16 protein-coding genes and 1 tRNA gene are annotated in these 16,477 nt (G+C 69.7%); 7 read left to right on the top strand and 10 right to left on the bottom strand.

From position 1 onward, the window contains the following. Positions 1-29 precede the first annotated feature (29 nt). Positions 30-734 (bottom strand): NAD-dependent deacylase, encoded by a 705-nt coding sequence (locus M9980_RS12760; RefSeq protein WP_250751538.1) that lies wholly within the window; start codon positions 732-734, stop codon positions 30-32. Between the two features lie 45 nt (positions 735-779). On the opposite strand from M9980_RS12760, the gene dapB reads away from it, so the two are divergent. The 3 genes from dapB (at position 780) to M9980_RS12745 (ending at position 2,288) form a co-directional block, all read left to right on the top strand. Continuing rightward, positions 780-1,508, top strand: coding sequence for a 4-hydroxy-tetrahydrodipicolinate reductase (dapB, locus tag M9980_RS12755; RefSeq protein ID WP_250751536.1), 729 nt, complete (start codon positions 780-782; stop codon positions 1,506-1,508). Continuing rightward, a complete protein-coding gene (nth, locus tag M9980_RS12750) occupies positions 1,505-2,164 on the top strand; it encodes an endonuclease III (protein ID WP_250751534.1) in 660 nt (219 codons plus the stop codon). The genes dapB and nth overlap by 4 nt, the downstream gene beginning before the upstream one ends. 47 nt (positions 2,165-2,211) lie before the next feature. Then, positions 2,212-2,288, top strand: a tRNA-Arg gene (locus M9980_RS12745). 54 nt (positions 2,289-2,342) lie between these two features. Here the strand turns inward: M9980_RS12745 and M9980_RS12740 are convergent. Beyond that, positions 2,343-3,221, bottom strand: coding sequence for a hypothetical protein (locus tag M9980_RS12740; RefSeq protein WP_250751532.1), 879 nt, complete (start codon positions 3,219-3,221; stop codon positions 2,343-2,345). 68 nt (positions 3,222-3,289) lie between these two features. On the opposite strand from M9980_RS12740, the gene M9980_RS12735 reads away from it, so the two are divergent. The 3 genes from M9980_RS12735 to M9980_RS12725 all read left to right on the top strand — a co-directional run bounded on the left by M9980_RS12735 (position 3,290) and on the right by M9980_RS12725 (position 7,058). After that, positions 3,290-4,588, top strand: a complete 1,299-nt coding sequence (locus tag M9980_RS12735) for an SLC13 family permease (protein WP_250751530.1) — start codon at positions 3,290-3,292, stop codon at positions 4,586-4,588. A 124-nt stretch (positions 4,589-4,712) separates the two neighbouring features. Continuing rightward, complete coding sequence (locus M9980_RS12730) at positions 4,713-5,666, top strand: isopenicillin N synthase family dioxygenase (protein ID WP_250751528.1); 954 nt, start codon at positions 4,713-4,715, stop codon at positions 5,664-5,666. 102 nt (positions 5,667-5,768) lie between these two features. Then, positions 5,769-7,058 (top strand): homoserine dehydrogenase, encoded by a 1,290-nt coding sequence (locus M9980_RS12725; RefSeq protein ID WP_250751526.1) that lies wholly within the window; start codon positions 5,769-5,771, stop codon positions 7,056-7,058. A 7-nt stretch (positions 7,059-7,065) separates the two neighbouring features. Here the strand turns inward: M9980_RS12725 and M9980_RS12720 are convergent, their stop codons facing one another. From M9980_RS12720 to M9980_RS12710, 3 genes are all read right to left on the bottom strand, one after another. After that, the gene (locus M9980_RS12720; RefSeq protein WP_250751523.1) at positions 7,066-7,329 is read right to left on the bottom strand and encodes a hypothetical protein; all 264 of its coding nucleotides are present in this window, start codon (positions 7,327-7,329) and stop codon (positions 7,066-7,068) included. Between the two features lie 77 nt (positions 7,330-7,406). Next, on the bottom strand, positions 7,407-7,763 hold the full coding sequence (locus tag M9980_RS12715) for a hypothetical protein (protein WP_250751521.1): 357 nt from the start codon (positions 7,761-7,763) through the stop codon (positions 7,407-7,409). After that, on the bottom strand, positions 7,760-8,089 hold the full coding sequence (locus M9980_RS12710) for a hypothetical protein (RefSeq protein WP_250751518.1): 330 nt from the start codon (positions 8,087-8,089) through the stop codon (positions 7,760-7,762). The genes M9980_RS12715 and M9980_RS12710 overlap by 4 nt, the downstream gene beginning before the upstream one ends. Positions 8,090-8,199: 110 nt before the next feature. Between M9980_RS12710 and glpX the strand changes: the two genes are divergently transcribed. Beyond that, entirely contained in the window at positions 8,200-9,171 is a 972-nt protein-coding gene (glpX, locus tag M9980_RS12705) for a class II fructose-bisphosphatase (protein ID WP_250751515.1), read from the top strand. 185 nt (positions 9,172-9,356) lie between these two features. Here glpX and M9980_RS12700 read toward each other — a convergent pair whose 3' ends face one another. From M9980_RS12700 to M9980_RS12680, 5 genes are all read right to left on the bottom strand, one after another. Beyond that, positions 9,357-10,118 carry an ABC transporter permease gene (locus tag M9980_RS12700; protein WP_250751513.1) on the bottom strand — a complete coding sequence of 254 codons (762 nt, stop codon included), beginning with the start codon at positions 10,116-10,118 and terminating at the stop codon, positions 9,357-9,359. A gap of 109 nt (positions 10,119-10,227) precedes the next feature. Beyond that, positions 10,228-11,166: an ABC transporter ATP-binding protein gene (locus M9980_RS12695; protein WP_250751511.1), complete on the bottom strand. Its 939-nt coding sequence runs from the start codon at positions 11,164-11,166 to the stop codon at positions 10,228-10,230. Positions 11,167-11,232: 66 nt separating this feature from the next. Then, positions 11,233-11,949, bottom strand: coding sequence for a DsbA family protein (locus M9980_RS12690; RefSeq protein WP_250751509.1), 717 nt, complete (start codon positions 11,947-11,949; stop codon positions 11,233-11,235). Then, a complete protein-coding gene (locus M9980_RS12685) occupies positions 11,946-13,334 on the bottom strand; it encodes a M48 family metalloprotease (protein WP_479725554.1) in 1,389 nt (462 codons plus the stop codon). The genes M9980_RS12690 and M9980_RS12685 overlap by 4 nt, the downstream gene beginning before the upstream one ends. A gap of 76 nt (positions 13,335-13,410) precedes the next feature. Continuing rightward, entirely contained in the window at positions 13,411-16,023 is a 2,613-nt protein-coding gene (locus tag M9980_RS12680; protein ID WP_250751508.1) for an Rne/Rng family ribonuclease, read from the bottom strand. Between the last annotated feature and the right edge of the window lie 454 nt (positions 16,024-16,477).

The raw sequence follows: 16,477 nt of genomic DNA, 5'->3' as shown, positions 1-16,477 counted from the left end.
ATAACCGTCGCGCGTCCCGCGGATTGCGCTCAATCAGCCCCGAGCATCTCATCGACCCACGCCGGCACCAGCGCGCTCGCCGGACCCATCTGACTTTCGTGAAACCAGACGCTACCCTCCGACGGATCGAGGTTCAGCTCCAGCGTGCGCGCGCCGTGGTAGCGCGCCGTCCGCACGAAACCGGCGGCGGGATAGACCGCGCCCGACGTGCCGATCGACACGAACAGGTCGGCCCGCGCCAGCGCCGCGTCGATCGCGTCCATCGCGTACGGCATCTCCCCGAAGAACACGATGTCGGGCCGCAGCGCCGCGGTGCCGCACGCCGCGCAGACGCTGCCCGGTGGCAGCGGCCCGTCCCATGCCGCCCGCTCCCCACACGCCGCACACAGTGCCGAGCGCAGTTCGCCGTGCATGTGCAGCATCCGCGTCGCGCCCGCACGTTCGTGCAGATCGTCGACGTTCTGCGTCACGATCAGCAGCTCGCCCGGCCATTCCGCATCCAGCCGCGCCAGCGCGACATGCGCGGCATTGGGCGCAACCGTATCGAGCGCCGCCCGCCGCAGGTCGTAGAAGCGGTGGACCAGCGCCGCATCCCGCGCGAGCGCCTCTGGAGTGCAGATGTCCTCGACCCTCTCCCCCTCCCACAGCCCGCCGGGGCCACGAAAGGTGGCGGGGCCGCTTTCGGCGGAGATGCCGGCGCCGGTCAGGACGACGATGTTGCGACTGTCGTGCATCGCCGCACCTTACGCGGCGCCCGCGATTCTGCCAGAGAGGCGGGCATGACCAGTATCGGCATCTACGGCAGCCGCGGGCGGATGGGGCAGGCGATCGTCGCGGAATTGGGCGAGCTCGGCGCGCGCCATGCCGGCGGGGCGGATGCCGAGGACGATCCGGCGATCGTTGCCGCTGCCGCCGACGTGCTGGTCGATTTCTCCTCGCCCGCGGCGCTCGACGCGCACCTGACCGCCGCCCGCGCCGCGCATACCCCGATCGTCATCGGCACCACCGGCCTCACCGAAGCGCAGCACGCGCTGATCGACGCCGCCGCCGCCGACATCGCGGTGCTCCAGACCGGCAATACCTCGCTCGGCGTCACCCTGCTCGCGCAGCTGGTGCGCGAGGCGGCGGCGCGGCTCGACACCGACTGGGACATCGAGATCGTCGAGATGCACCACCGTCACAAGGTCGATGCGCCGTCGGGCACCGCGCTGCTGCTGGGCGCCGCCGCCGCCGACGGGCGTGGTGCCACGCTTGCCGATGCGGCGGTCCACGACCGCGCGGGCGTCACCGGTGCGCGCGCGGAGGGCACGATCGGCTTCGCATCGCTACGCGGCGGATCGGTGACCGGTGACCACAGCGTGATCTTCGCGGGCGAGGGCGAGCGCATCGAGCTGACCCACCGCGCCGACAGCCGCGCGATCTTCGCGCGCGGGGCGGTCCGCGCCGCGCTGTGGCTGGCGACGCAGCCGCCGGGACGCTATGAAATGCGGCAGGTGCTCGGGCTTTGAAGAAGGCGGACATCGTCGAATTCTTCGCGCGGCTGGCGGCGGACGATCCGCATCCGGTGACCGAGCTCGAATCGGTCAACGCCTTCACATTGCTCGTCGCGGTCGTGCTGTCGGCGCAGATGACCGACGCCGGCGTGAACAAGGCGACGCGCGCGCTGTTCGCGATCGCCGATACGCCCGCGAAGATGGCGGCGCTGGGGCTCGCGACGATCCGCGAGCACCTCGCGACGATCAACTTCAACAACACCAAGGCGAAGAACGTGCTGGCGCTGAGCGAGGCGCTGGTCCGCGACCACGGCGGCGAGGTGCCGCGCACCCGCGAGGCGCTGGAGGCGCTGCCCGGCGTCGGGCGCAAGACCGCCAACGTCGTGCTGAATTCCGCGTTCGGGGAGGAGACGTTCGCGGTCGACACGCACATCTTTCGCGTCTGCAACCGCACCGGCCTGGCCAAGGGCAAGGACGTGCTGGCGGTCGAGACGAAGCTGGAGAGGGCGGTGCCCCAGCCGTTCCGCCTGCACGCGCATCACTGGCTGATCCTGCACGGCCGCTACACCTGCAAGGCGCGCAAGCCCGAATGCTGGCGCTGCGTCGAGGTCGACCTGTGCGCGTTCAAGCCCAAGACCCCGGCCCCGCCGCCACCCAAACCCGCCCGCTAAGGGGCTGGCGCCGCGCCCGAGCCGCTGCTAGGCACAGCCCCGCGCCGGCACCCGTAGCTCAGCTGGATAGAGCGCTGCCCTCCGAAGGCAGAGGCCACAGGTTCGAATCCTGTCGGGTGCGCCAATCGCCGATGAAATTGCCAAACTTGTCTTCGGACGGCGCCCGACCGGCGACGCGTTACTCACCGCGACTGCTGCCGCCCGGCCAGCGGGCGAGCGTCTCGCCGGTGGCGGCATTCTCGATCGCGATTTCGTCGAAGGTCGCGGTCAGCAGGCAGATCGGGCGCTGGTCGGGTCCGCCGGGCTGGCGGCATCGAGCGGCACCGCCGGGCACGTCGGCCAGCTGCCCCGTCAGGCGGACGCGGAAGCCCTTCTCCGCGCGCACCGCATCGGGTGCGGTTCGCACCACCGCGACGTAGGGGGCACCGTCGCGCCGGTCCTGCCGCGCCCCGCCCGACCGGAACATCTGCCCGATCGCCAGCGACTGGCCCGCGAGCGTGACCGGCTCGATCCCCTCTGCCGCTGCCGGCGCAGCGGCGGTGGGACAGGCTTCCGAACCCGTCCACGGTCGCGGCACCCAGAAGCCCTCGACCGCCTCGATGTCGGCGGGCGGCGCGTCGCCGAGCCACTCCTGCGGCGCCCAGCGCGTCGATGCGACCTGAAGCCGCAGCGCGCCGCGCTCCGCATCGTAGCGCCAGCCCGTGCCGGTCGCGTCCGCATCCCCCAACGGGCCCCCGCACCCGAACGGCAGCGCGATCGAGAAGCGGCGACCTGTCACCCGCGCTGTATCGGACGCGAGCGGTCGACCGCTCGCGGTGGCATCGGCGGCGGCGGACGCGAACGCGAGCAGTCCGGCGCGATCCAGCCGCGCGGGCGTCGCCGGCGACGGCACGGGTTCGGGTAAAGGCGCGGTGGCGACGGTGGCGCTCGGCGCCGGAGCCGGCGCGACCGACCCGCGTCCCGCCACGAATCCCGCACCCCCGACCGCCAGCACGGCAAGCGCGCCGCCGGCCAGGGCGAGGCGGCTGGTGCGAGGCGTCGGTTCCTTCATGGACACCGCATAGCAAGGTCCGGCAAGAGGTTCACCATGACAATGCTCCTGCCCCTCCGCACCGGGCGTCACGGGTGACCGCGGACCAGATTCTGACGCTGGCAGTGCTGATCGCGGTCGTAGCGGCGCTGATCTGGGACCGGGTGCGTTCGGATGTGGTGGCGCTGTCCGGTGCGGCGGTGCTGCTGGTCACCGGCGTCGTCCGGCCGGTCGAGGTGCAGGGCGCCTTCGCCAGCCCCGCGATCATCGCCCTCGCCTCGCTGTTCGTCATCGCCTACGCGCTCGAACTGTCGGGATTGCTCGACCGCGCGATCACCGGGGCGGTCGCGATGTGCAGGCGGCTGGGTGCTGCCGGGCTCTGGCTGATGCTCGGCGCGATCGGGTGCCTGTCCTGCTTCCTGAACAGCACGCCGATCGTCGTGCTCGGCGCGCCGGTGGTGCGCGACGTCGCGACCGCGCTCCGGCTGCCGCCCAAGCGGTATCTGATGCCGCTGTCCTATATCACCGTGCTGACCGGCTGCTGCACGCTGATCGGCACGTCGACCAACCTGCTCGTCGACGACATGGCCCGGATCGCCGGCCAGCCGCGCTTCGGCATCTTCGAGATCACGCCGGTCGGGCTGCCGATGGCGCTGGTCGGCGGGCTCTACCTCTTCCTGTTCAGCGGCAAGCTGATGAAGCAAAGCCTGGCCGAGCCCGACGCGCCGCGCGGCGGCGACATCCAGGTCGACAGCGCGCAGGTGGGCGACGCCGAGCTCTTCGCCGAGCAGCGCGCGTTCAACCCCCGCCACGCAGCCATCGCCGCGGCGGTCTTCGTCGGTGCGATCGCCGCGGCGGCGCTGAACGTCGCGCCGATCGCCGCGACGGCATTTGCCGGGGCGGTGCTGCTGATCCTGCTGCGCGTCATCACCCCGGACGAGGCTTACGGCGGTTTGCGCCCGCAGATCCTGATCCTGATCGCTGGGATGGTCGTGATCGGGATCGCGATGGAGGAAAGCAAGCTGGCCGGCATGGCAACCGAGGCGCTGATCGGATCGCTGAACGGCGTCGGCCCGCTCGCCGCGCTGATCGTGCTGTATCTGGTGACGATGGTGCTGACCGAGCTGCTGTCGAACGCCACGGTTGCGGTCCTGATGACGCCGATCGCCGTTGCGCTGGCCGAGAGCCTGGGTGTCAGCGCCCGCCCGTTCCTGGTCGCCGTGATGATGGCCGGCAGCGCCGCCTTCGCCACGCCTTTCGGCTACCAGACGAACGTTATCGTCTATCAGATGGCCGGCTATCGCTACATGGACTTCGTGCGCGTCGGCCTGCCGCTCAACCTGATTACCTTCGCAGTCGCGGTCGCGGCGATCCGGATAGTCTTCCCCTTCTGACGCGCGCGCCATGCCTTCCGGGCCTAGCAGCTCATAAATCGCGGGCCAGTCGGCCCGCCCCTAGGCGCAAGGGCTCGATGCGCCTATCATGGGGGTTTCGACGCTTTCTCCAGGACTCGCGACCATGCTCGACACTCCCCAGGCCCAGGTTCCGCTGCTCGACATGGGCACGCAAGGGACCGACCCCGCCGGCTTTGCCAAGGCGCTCGGCACGTCGTTCGAGCGGTTCGGCTTTGCGATGGTGTCGAACCACGGCGTGCCCGACGCCATCGTCGAGCGCGCGTGGGCGATGACCAAGGCGTTCTTCGGCCTGCCCGAGGATCAGAAGCGCGCCTATTTCCAGGCCGGCGGCGGCGGGGCGCGCGGCTATACGCCGTTCAAGACCGAGATCGCCAAGGGTGCGACGCACGTCGACCTGAAGGAATTCTGGCACGTGGGGCGCGAACTGGCGCGCGGCCACCGGTTCGAGAAGGAGATGGCCCCCAACGTCTGGCCCGATCAGCCCGAGGGATTCAAGGAGACGTTCCTGGCGCTGTTCAAGGCGCTGGACGACGCAGGTCTGCGCCTGCTGTCGGCGATCGCGGTGCATCTAGGGCTCGAGCCGAACTGGTTCGAACATGCTGTGGACGACGGCAATTCGGTGCTGCGCCTGCTCCATTATCCGCCGGTCCCCGCCGATGCCCCCGAAGTGCGCGCCGGCGCGCATGAGGACATCAACCTGATCACCCTGCTGCTCGGGGCCGAGGAAGCGGGCCTCGAACTGCTCGAGAAGAATGGCAGCTGGCTGCCGGTGAAGCCGCCCGCGGGCGCGATGGTCGTCAATGTCGGCGACATGCTGCAGCGGCTGACCAACCACGTCCTGCCCTCCACCACCCACCGCGTCGTCAACCCGGCGCCCGAGCGACGTGGTTTCTCGCGCTATTCGATGCCCTATTTCCTTCACCCCGCGCCCGATTTCATGATCGCGACGCTGCCCGGCACGATCACCGCGGACAATCCCAACCGCTACGAAACGCCGATCAGCAGCCACGATTACCTGCACGAGCGGCTGGTCGAGATCGGGCTCATCAAGAAGTAGAAATCCTTCGTCGCCCCGGCCTTGTGCCGGGGTCCACTCCTCCGCTAGCGCAACGCCCGTCGATGGGTGGACCCCGGCACAAGGCCGGGTGACGGAGGTAACATGGTCGAGCCGTTACGAATTGCGCTTGCCGGGCTCGGCACCGTTGGCGGCGGGGTCGTCCGGCTGCTCGACACCAACCGCGACCTGATCGAACGCCGCGCCGGTCGCGCGATCGAGATCGTCGCGGTGTCGGCGCGCGATCGCACCAAGGACCGCGGCATCGACCTGTCGCGGTTCGACTGGACCGACGATACCAGCGCGCTCGCCCATCACCCCCGCGCCGACGTGGTGGTCGAGCTGATCGGCGGATCGGACGGCCCCGCCCTCACCCTCGCCCGTGCGACGCTGTCCGCGGGCAAGGCATTCGTGACCGCCAACAAGGCGATGCTGGCGCACCACGGGCTGGAGCTGGCGCAGGCCGCCGAGGCGTCGGGCGTGGCACTGAAGTTCGAGGCTGCGGTCGCGGGCGGCGTGCCGGTGGTGAAGGGCCTGCGCGAGGGCGCGGCGGCCAACGCCATCGACCGGGTGTACGGCATCCTGAACGGCACATGCAATTTCACCCTGTCGAAGATGGAGGCCGAGAACCGCGACTTCGCCGAGGTGCTGGCCGAGGCGCAGGCGCTGGGCTTTGCCGAGGCAGACCCCAGTTTCGACATCGACGGCATCGACGCCGCGCACAAATTGTCGATCCTGGCGAGCCTGGCCTTCGGTACGCAGCCGGCGTTCGGCGACGTCGCGATCACCGGCATCCGCCACGTGCTGGGCGCCGACATCGCCGAGGCGGCGGCGCTGGGGTACCGCGTGCGGCTGGTGGGCGTCGCGGAGGCGGGGGCGAGCGGGCTGTTCCAGCGCGTTCACCCGCATCTGGTGCCGATCGACCACCCGCTGGCGCACACGACGGGGTCGCTCAACGCGGTCGTCGCCGATGGCAATTTCGTCGGGCGGCTCTTCTTCCAGGGGCGCGGGGCGGGCGACGGACCAACCGCCAGCGCAGTCGTCGCCGACCTGATCGACATCGCCCGCGGCGAATATGGCGCCCCCTATGCGATGCCCGCCGCCGCCCTGACCAGGCCCGCCACCGCCGATGCCGGCGATCGCCGCAGCCGCGCCTACCTGCGCTTCGCCGTGGTCGACAAGGTCGGCGTGCTGGCCGAGATCGCCGCGGCGATGCGCGATGCCGGTGTGTCGATCGAAAGCCTGATCCAGCGCGGCGCCAGCCCCGACGGCCATGTCTTGGTCGCAATCGTCACCCATGAGGGCCCCGAACGCTGCGTCGCCGCCGCGCTCGAAAAGCTTCGCGGATCGCAAAGTCTGGCCGGCGAGCCGATGTGGATGCACATCCTCGCCTGAGCGTGTGTCAGGGCAACTCCATTGACCAGATCTTGCGGCCCTTGCGCGGACACACGGGCGCACCCATCACCCCGCATTCGCGCCAGCGCTGCGTGAGTGCCGCCGACTTCGCATCGGTCGCCTGCTCCGCCGGATCGACGGCTCGGAAACGGTAGCGATCCTGTGCAAGCGGGCGACACGCCTCGCCGGTGCAGACCGACGCCGTACGCACCACCGGCGCAGGGATCGTGGTGGCGAGTGGCAGCGCGACAAGTTGCAGAAGCATCATCATCGACGGCATCGTATGATCCTCGCCTGTTTCCCCAGCGCCTTAACGTGCTCCGCCCGCACGAGTTGCACGCGCCGCCGTCAGTCGAGGACAATCGGTTCGCGCTTGCCGGGATGCTTGCGTTTCGCCGCGTAGCCGATCTCGTCGACCAGCGTCTTGCCGATCGCGAGCAGATTGATGCCGCCGCTCATGCAGCCGCGCGGCGGACATGGGGGTGCGGCGTTGTCCAGCGCGGCGCGCGGATCGCCTGCCGGCTGGCGCGGACGGGCGGGCGGTTCGCGCTCTTCCGGCAGCGGCAGGCGCTGGAGCATCTCGGGCGCGCAGACCACTATCTCGCCGTCGCGACCGACGGGACAGGGGCCGGCGAGCACCGACCATCGCTGCGGCGCGGGCCCTGCGGCGGCGGCCTGGAGCAGCGCGAGTGCCAACGCGATCACGGCGCCAGCTTGCGCGTCTTCACCTGCGTGCCGCCCGCGCCGCTGGTCATCGTCACCCCGACGAACCCGCAATTGGCGAGGAACGCCGCCATGCCGCATGCGGGCGGGTGCTGATCGAGCAGCCGGTCGCGTTCCAGCGGCACCGAATCGCGCTCGGCGGGCAGGACGAAGCTGATGCGGTAGCGCCGGTCTGCCTGCCGCCGGCCGCACACGGTGATGTCGGCGCTGTCGGGACTGGAGCGGCACGGCACCTCGGCGCGGGTCAGGGCGCGCGCGGTGGCGACGGCATCCTGCGGGGCGGCGAGCATCAGCATCAGCGCGAGCATGGCCGCAGCATGATCCCGCCGCGGCGCGGGCGCAAGCCCCGCCCCGCGACCCTCGACAAGGCGCGGCCACCCCCCTATCGCCCCGGCAAAACAGACTTAGGGGATTCCGGATGACCGACACCGCCAGCAAGGTCCTGGACCGCGTCCTCGTGCTCGAGATGGTGCGCGTGACCGAAGCCGCCGCGATCGCCGCGGCCAAGCTGGTCGGGCGCGGCGACGAGAAAGCCGCCGACGCCGCTGCGGTCGAGGCGATGCGCGCGGCGCTGAACGAGCTGGCGATGGACGGCACCGTGGTGATCGGCGAGGGCGAGCGCGACGAAGCGCCGATGCTGTTCATCGGCGAAAAGGTCGGCTCCGCGATCGGCTCGGGTCCGAAGATCGACATCGCGCTCGACCCGCTGGAGGGCACGACGATCACCGCCAAGGCCGGACCGAACGCGCTCGCCGTGCTGGCGATCGCCGAGGAAGGCGAACTGCTGAACGCGCCCGACGTGTACATGGAAAAGCTGGCGGTCGGCCCCGGCTATCCCGACGGCGTCATCGACCTGGCGAAGTCGCCGACCGAGAACATCCACGCCATCGCCGCCGCCAAGGGCGTCGAACCGCACGAGATCATCGCCTGTGTCCTCGACCGCCCGCGCCACGAGGCGCTGGTCGCCGAGCTGCGCGCGATCGGGTGCGGAGTGATGCTGATCGGCGACGGCGACGTTGCGGGCGTCATCGCGACGACCGATCCCGACACGACCGTTGACGTGTACATGGGGTCGGGCGGCGCGCCGGAGGGCGTGCTGGCCTGCGCGGCGCTCAGGTGCATCGGCGGGCAGTTCAAGGGCCGGCTGCTGTTCCGCAACGACGCCGAGCGTGGGCGCGCGGCGAAATGGGGGGTCACCGACCTCGACCGGATCTACGACCTGACCGATCTCGCCAAGGGCGACTGCATCTTCGCTGCGACCGGCGTCACCGACGGATCGCTTCTGGCCGGTGTGAAGCGCAAGGCTGGCAAGATGACCACCGAGAGCGTGGTGATGCGCGCATCGTCGGGCACGGTGCGCTGGGTGAAGGGCGAGCACCGGCTGGGGTGAGTCGCGGCGTTCGGCGCGGCGTCGAAAGTTCCGCGAAACGGCGTGATGTCGGAAACTTCGGTGCGCTCCGGCAACGGTGCTGGAGAGCATCGTCGCAGGCGCCGGGTCGGTCATCGTCGAGGTTGTGGCAAATCCTAGCCGTGTAGGACAGCGTGCTGATCCTCCCCTGCGAGGGGAGGATCAAACTAGTTTTTGAGCCGCCACCCGCTTTTGAAGATCCACGCGATCACTCCCAAACACAGGCCCATGAACCCCGCGGTGAAGCCCAGGCTCCACGCGATGCTGACGTCCCCCTGGCCGAAGAAACTCCAGCGGAAACCGCTGACGAGGTACACGACCGGGTTGAACAGGCTGACCGTGCGCCACGGTTCGGGCAGCATGGAGATCGAGTAGAATGCACCGCCGAGGAAGGTCAGCGGGGTAATCAGCAGCGCCGGCACGAAGTTCAGCTGTTCGAACCCCTTCGCCCACACCCCGATGATGAAGCCGAACAGGCTGAACGCGACCGACGTCAGGATCAGGAACGCGACCATCGCAAGCGGGTGTTCGATGCGCAGATCGACGAAGAACGCCGAGGTGCCGAGGATAATGAGCCCCAGCACCACCGACTTGGTCGCGGCGGCGCCGACATAGCCGATCACCATTTCGAATGGCGAGACGGGGGCCGACAGCAGTTCGTAGATCGTGCCGGTGAACTTCGGGAAGTAGATGCCGATCGAGGCGTTGCCGATACTGTTCGTCAGCAGCGCGAGCATGATGAGCCCCGGCACGATGAAGCTGCCGTAGCCGACGCCATCGACCGACTGCATCCGGCTGCCGATCGCGCCGCCGAACACGATGAAATACAGGCTGGTGGTGATGACCGGCGTCACCAGGCTCTGCCACAGGGTGCGCAGCGCGCGCGCCATTTCGAAGCGATAGATCGCCCAGACGCCGTGGGTGTTCATGGTCACTTTCCCCGTTTGTTTCGAGCGTAGTCGAGAAACGCTTGCGCGCCGCCCGCGACGGTATCTCGACTTCGCTCGAAACGAACGGAATTGCGTGCAGCAGGCCCGCTCACGCGGCCACTCCTTTCGTCTTCACCAGGTCGACGAAGATGTCCTCGAGGCTCGACTTCGACGTCTCCAGATCCTTGAAGCCGATCCCGAGTTCGGCGAGCTTGCGCAGGAGCGAGGGGATGCCGGTGCGTTCGGCCTGCGCGTCGAATACGTAGCGCAGCGTGTGGCCGTCGTTCTCCAGCGTCAGGTGCCATTCGACAAGCTCGGCGGGCACAGCGTCCATCGGGTCGGTCAGCGCGATATCCATCTCGCGCTTGCCGAGCTTCTTCATCAGCGCGGTCTTCTCCTCGACCAGCAGCAGCTTGCCGCCGTTGATGACGCCGACGCGGTCGGCCATTTCCTCGGCCTCCTCGATATAGTGCGTGGTCAGGATGATCGTCACGCCGCGTTCGCGCAGCGACCCGATCAGCTTCCACATGTCGCGGCGCAGCGACACATCGACCCCCGCGGTCGGCTCGTCGAGGAACAGCAGGTCGGGCTCGTGGCTCAGCGCCTTCGCGATCAGCACGCGGCGCTTCATGCCGCCCGACAATTCCATGATCTTCGCGTCGCGCTTGTCCCACAGCGACAGGTCTTTCAGCAGCTGCTCGAGGTATGCGTCGTGTCCCGACCGCCCGAACAGCCGGCGCGAGAAGCGCACCGTCGCCATCACCGTTTCGAACATGTCGACCGACAGTTCCTGCGGCACCAGCCCGATCATCGCGCGGGCCGGCTTGTAGTCGGCGATCGCATCGTGTCCGCCGACGGTGATCGTGCCCGACGACGGCGTGACGATGCCGCACACGACCGAGATCAGCGTGGTCTTGCCCGCCCCATTGGGACCGAGCAGCGCGAAGATCTCTCCGCGGCGGATGTCGAGATCGACCGCGTCGAGCGCGCGCTGGCCGGAGCCGTAGGTCTTGGACACGCCGCGAACGGCGAGGATGGTATCGGACATGGCGGCCCCCTTGTGCCGCCGCAAGCTAGGGTGCGTGACCGCCGCTCACAAGGTCGGGAGCCGAGGTCAGCGCGCGGCGCGCGCCGCCGCCACCGCCTTTTGCAGGGCATCGTGCCCGACCGCGCCCGACAGGATACGGTCGCCGATCACCCAGGCGGGCGTGCCCGTCATGCCGAGCGCGCGCGCCATGTCGAGGTTGCGGGACAATTCGGTCGCGACCGCGGGCGACGCGATGGCGGTACGGGCGCGGGCGAGGTCGAGGCCTGCCGCATTCGCGGCCTGCGCGATGCTCGCCGCATTGGGACGCCCGGCGGCGAAGAGCGCGGTGTGGAACGGCATATACTTGCCCTGCTCGGCGGCGGCGAGCGCCCAGGCGGCGGCGTCGCGGCTCTCCGCGCTCAGGATCGGCAGTTCGCGGTACACGACGCGGACCTTCGCATCCTCACCCACCAGCTTCGCCAAATCGGGCAGGCTCGCGCGGCAGAAGCCGCAGGCATAGTCCATATAGGTGACGATGGTGACGTCGCCCGCCGGGTTGCCCCCTACCGCACCGGGGAAGGGCGTGGTGACCGCGGCGCGGTTGGCCGCGACCAGCTTGCCGGTTTCGCGCTCCTGCAAGACCTGGATCGCTTCGGGAATCACTTCGGGATGCGCCATCAGATAGCCGCGGACGTCGCCCGCCGCGGGCGCCGGGCGCAGCGCCTGCCCGGCGAGCACCACCGCGCCGCCGATCGCTCCTGCCGCCAGCAGCAGGAGCGCGAGAATCCACGGGCGCAACGTCATCGGCGGTTCTTCCGGTCCTTTTCCATCTCGGTCTGCGAGACGAGGTAGATGTCCTGCGCGCGAATCCAGTCCGCACTGCCCTTAGGCAGGCCCGCCATCGCCGCGCGCGACGAGACCAGCGCGGTGCGCGAATCGCCGGTCAGATTGGCCCGCTCGGCGGTGGCGAGCGCGGTGCGGGGCTCGTCGCCCTTGCGTTCATAGACGGTGCCGAGCTGGGTCCAGCCCCACGGATTGTCGTCGTCACGCTGCACCGCCAGCCGCAGGACGCGCTCGGCTTCGGGCAGATTGGCCGGATCGTCGGTCGCGAGCAGCGCGTGGCCGAAGGTGGTGGCGATCAGCGGCGACGAGCGCGAGCCCTCGGTCGCGCGGCGCAATGGACCGAGCGCCGCCTTCGGATCGCCGCCCTCCATCAGGATCTGGCCCTGAAGCTCGAGGATATAGGGGTCGGTCGGCAGCGCCTTCACCAGCGCCGCCGTCTCGACCGCGGCCTGATCGGGATAGCCCGACAGGTGATAGGCATAGGCGCGGGCGTAATGCGCGGGCACCGACTGGTCGGTCGGCGGATATTTGACGAGCGTCGCGCGCGGTTCGTTGACGTAGCCGCGCAGCTTCGCCTGCACGCGCTTGAAACGCGCCTCGATGCCGCTGTCGGCCGCCTTCGCGAACGACGGCGAGGCGCGGGTCACCTGGTCGAGCGCCGCGAGGCGCTCGGCGGTCAGCGGGTGGGTGCGGTCGTAGCTGCCCTCGTTCTGGGCGACACCGTAGCGATATTCCAGGTTCTGGAGCTTCTTGAAGAAGCTGAGCATGCCGCGGCCGGTGATGCCGGCGGTGGCGAGATAGCGCGCGCCCGCCGCATCGGCGCTCGATTCCTGGACGCGGGTGAAGGCGAGCAGCTTGCCGAGCGCGGCGCGCTGGCCGGCGGCGAGGATGCCTGCCCCGGCCTCGCCCGCCCCCGCGGCGATCGCCGCGACGCCGAGCACGAGGCTGAGGATCGAGACGCCCATCGCCCCGCTATAGCCGGCGTCCTGCAACGGGATGTGGCCGTTGGCGATATGCCCGACCTCGTGCGCGATGACGCCCTGGACTTCGTTGGCGTTGTCGGCGGCGTCGATCAGCCCGGAATGGACATAGACGATCTGCCCGCCCGCGACGAAGGCGTTGATGCTGGGATCGTTGATGACGACGACGCGGACGTTCGCGGGCGACAGCCCGGCGGCGACGATGATGTCGCGCGACATGTCGTGGAGCAGCGATTCGGTTTCGGCATCGCGCAGGATCGATTGCGCCGTCGCCGGCTGGACGGCGAGCATCGCGACCGCCGCGAGGGCCGCAACCAGCCTGGTCGTCAGCCGTCGCATCGTTTCGAACCCGCGCATCGCCATCATCGCTTCCCTGTCCAGCCGCGACTGAACCGCGGCTGAAGCGGCCGCTCCCCGTGACCGCACGGGGAGCGGCGCGGCATCATGCGCCGAACGTGCGCTGCCACCAGCCGCGGCGCGGGGTGCCGTCGGCATCGTCCCCGCCGTCCGGGCCGGCAGCGTCGTCGACCGGCGCGGCGCCGTCGGCGGCACCGTCCACCGCGACCGCCTCGGTGGTCGCGACGTCGTCGGCGATCGGGGCGACCGGATCGGCCTTCTTGCGGCTGGTCCGACGACGCGGCTTGGGTGCGTCCTCGGCGGCGTCGGCCTCGGGCGCAGCCTCGGCGACCGGCGCGGCCTCGACAGCTTCGACCGGCGCCGCGGCCTTGCGGCGCGAACGCTTGGGCTTCTCGACGGGCGCGTCCTCGGCGGGTGCCTCGACCTCGGCGACCGGAGCCGGAGCCTCGTCCGCCACCGGCTTGCGGCGGCGCGAGCGGCGCGGCTTGGGCGCTTCGGCTTCGGGCTCGGCCTCGACCACTTCGACGTCCGGTTCGGAAACGTCCTCGACAGGTGCCTCGGCGTCGGCGATCACCTCGCCCCCACCCTCGCGGCGGCCGCCACGACGGCCACGACGGCGACGGCGGCGCGGTTCGCCGCCCTCGTCGGTGCGCGGAGCGGTCGGCGCGTCGCCGGTATCGACCGGCTCGTCCTCGGCGGCATCACCCTCGACCGGTTCGCCGGACGCATCGTCGTTCGACGGCGCCGCCTGATCCTCGTCACGCCCACGACCACGACGGCCACGACGACGGCGGCGACCGCGGCCACGACCGCTGCCTTCCTCGCCCTCTTCGCGCTCGCGGCGGGGACGGCGCTCGCGCGGTTCGTCCTCGGCCTCGGTCTCCTCCTCGACCTCTTCCTCGTCCTCGTCCTCGGGCAGGTCGTCGTCGAAGTCCTGCATCGGCGCGTCGAAGCGCGGGGCGTGCGCGGGCGGCGGGCCCGACGCCTCGACCGACATGCGCGCGCCCTCGACCTCGCCATCGGACAACACCTCGACGCGGACGCCGTAGCGGTCCTCGATCTCTGCCAGTTCGGCGCGCTTGTTGTTGAGCAGGTAGAAGGCCGCTTCCTGGCTGGCGCGCAGCGTGATCTGCGAGCCGCGACCGCGGGCGGCCTCGTCCTCGATCAGGCGCAGCGCGCTCAAGCCCGCCGACGATGCGGTGCGAACCAGGCCGGTGCCCTCGCAATGCGGGCACTGGCGGGTCGATGCCTCCAGCACGCCGGTGCGCAGGCGCTGGCGGCTCATTTCCATCAGGCCGAACGACGAGATGCGACCGACCTGGATGCGGGCGCGATCGTCCTTCAGCGCCTCCTTCATCGCCTTCTCGACCTTTCGGACGTTCGATCCGTGATCCATGTCGATGAAGTCGATGACGACCAGGCCCGCCATGTCGCGCAGGCGCAGCTGGCGCGCGATTTCCTGCGCAGCCTCAAGATTGGTCGCGGTCGCGGTCTGCTCGATCGAATGCTCGCGGGTCGAGCGCCCTGAGTTGATGTCGATCGACACCAGCGCCTCGGTCGGATTGATGACCAGATAGCCGCCCGATTTCAGCTGGACGACCGGATGGTACATCGCCGCCAGCTGGTCCTCGACATGCGCGCGCTGGAACAGCGGCACGGGGTCGCTGTAATGCTTCACGCGGCGCGCGTGGCTGGGCATCAGGAGCTTCATGAACTCCTTGGCCTGGCGGTATCCGGCCTCGCCCTCGACGATGACCTCGTCGATTTCCTTGTTGTAGATGTCGCGGATCGCGCGCTTCATCAGGTCGCTGTCGCCATAGACGAGCGCGGGGGCCGCCGACTTCAGCGTTTCCTCGCGGATGCCGTCCCACAGACGCGCGAGATAGTCGAAGTCGCGCTTGATCTCGGTCTTGGTGCGCTGAAGCCCGGCGGTGCGGACGATGCAGCCCATCGACGGCGGCAGCGTCAGGTCGGCCATGATCGACTTCAGCCGCTTGCGGTCGCCCGCGTTGCTGATCTTGCGCGAAATCCCGCCGCCATGCGCGGTGTTGGGCATCAGCACGCAGTAGCGCCCGGCGAGCGACAGGTACGTCGTCAGCGCCGCACCCTTGTTGCCGCGCTCTTCCTTCACGACCTGGACCAGCAGCACCTGGCGGCGGCGGATCACGTCCTGGATCTTGTAGCGGCGGCGCAGGTTCATGCGGCGCTCGCGCAAATCCTCGACCGCAGCATCGTCATGCCCGCCGCCGCGCCGCTTGCGCCGCGGCGAATCCTCGCCGGTGCTCACTTCCTCGTCGTGCGACTCGTCGTCGTCATGGTCGTCGGACGCATGATCGCCCTCGCCCTCATGCTCGTCGTCGTGATCCTCGTCGCCGTCATGCTCGGCGCGCAGCGCGGCCTCCTCGGCGGCGTGCTCGGCCTCCTCGCGCAGCAGCGCGTCGCGATCCTCCTTGGGGATCTGGTAGTAATCGGGGTGGATTTCGCTGAACGCCAGGAAGCCGTGGCGATTGCCGCCGTAATCGATGAACGCGGCCTGGAGCGACGGCTCCACGCGCGTCACCTTGGCCAGATAGATGTTGCCCTTGAGCTGCTTGCGCTCGGCGGACTCGAAGTCAAATTCCTCGATTCGATTTCCGTTGACGACGGCGACGCGGGTTTCTTCCCGGTGGCGTGCGTCGATCAGCATACGCATGGTCATGTAATGGTCTCCGGGCGCGCGCCGGCCCGCCCGAAGGGGCCGTCGCGCGCGATGATGTCGTCCGCGGCCCACCCGAAGGTCGGGCAGGTGCGGCAAGGACGTGAAGGTGGAAAAGTGCGTCTGCTGGCATGGCACGCCCGGAGGCTTGGTCCTGAGCGACCGCACCGCGCACGGTACCGCCGGCGGCGGTTTCGTGGAGGCGGAGCGGGATATGCCTCATGTCAGCATCAACCTGGACTGGCGCACGTCGCTTTCGGTTCGGCGACGGCGGATTCGAACGTTCGGCATAGGGGACCAGCGCCTGGCTGCCCCCTGCCGACATTTCCGTGCCTAGCACCGGGATGACAACGCGGCAACAGGCGCCCCGTGCACGCCGTCCCAGTCCGTCGGCCCCGCCCCCGTCGGCAAGGGCTTGCCGGGGTTGCCGGCAATAACATGCCGAACGGCAAATTAA

Source organism: Sphingomonas donggukensis (assembly GCF_023674425.1).
GTDB classification, from domain to species: Bacteria; Pseudomonadota; Alphaproteobacteria; order Sphingomonadales; family Sphingomonadaceae; genus Sphingomonas; species Sphingomonas donggukensis.
The sequence above is the reverse complement of the archived record's forward strand: the minus strand, read 5'-3'. Positions and strand labels throughout refer to the sequence as shown.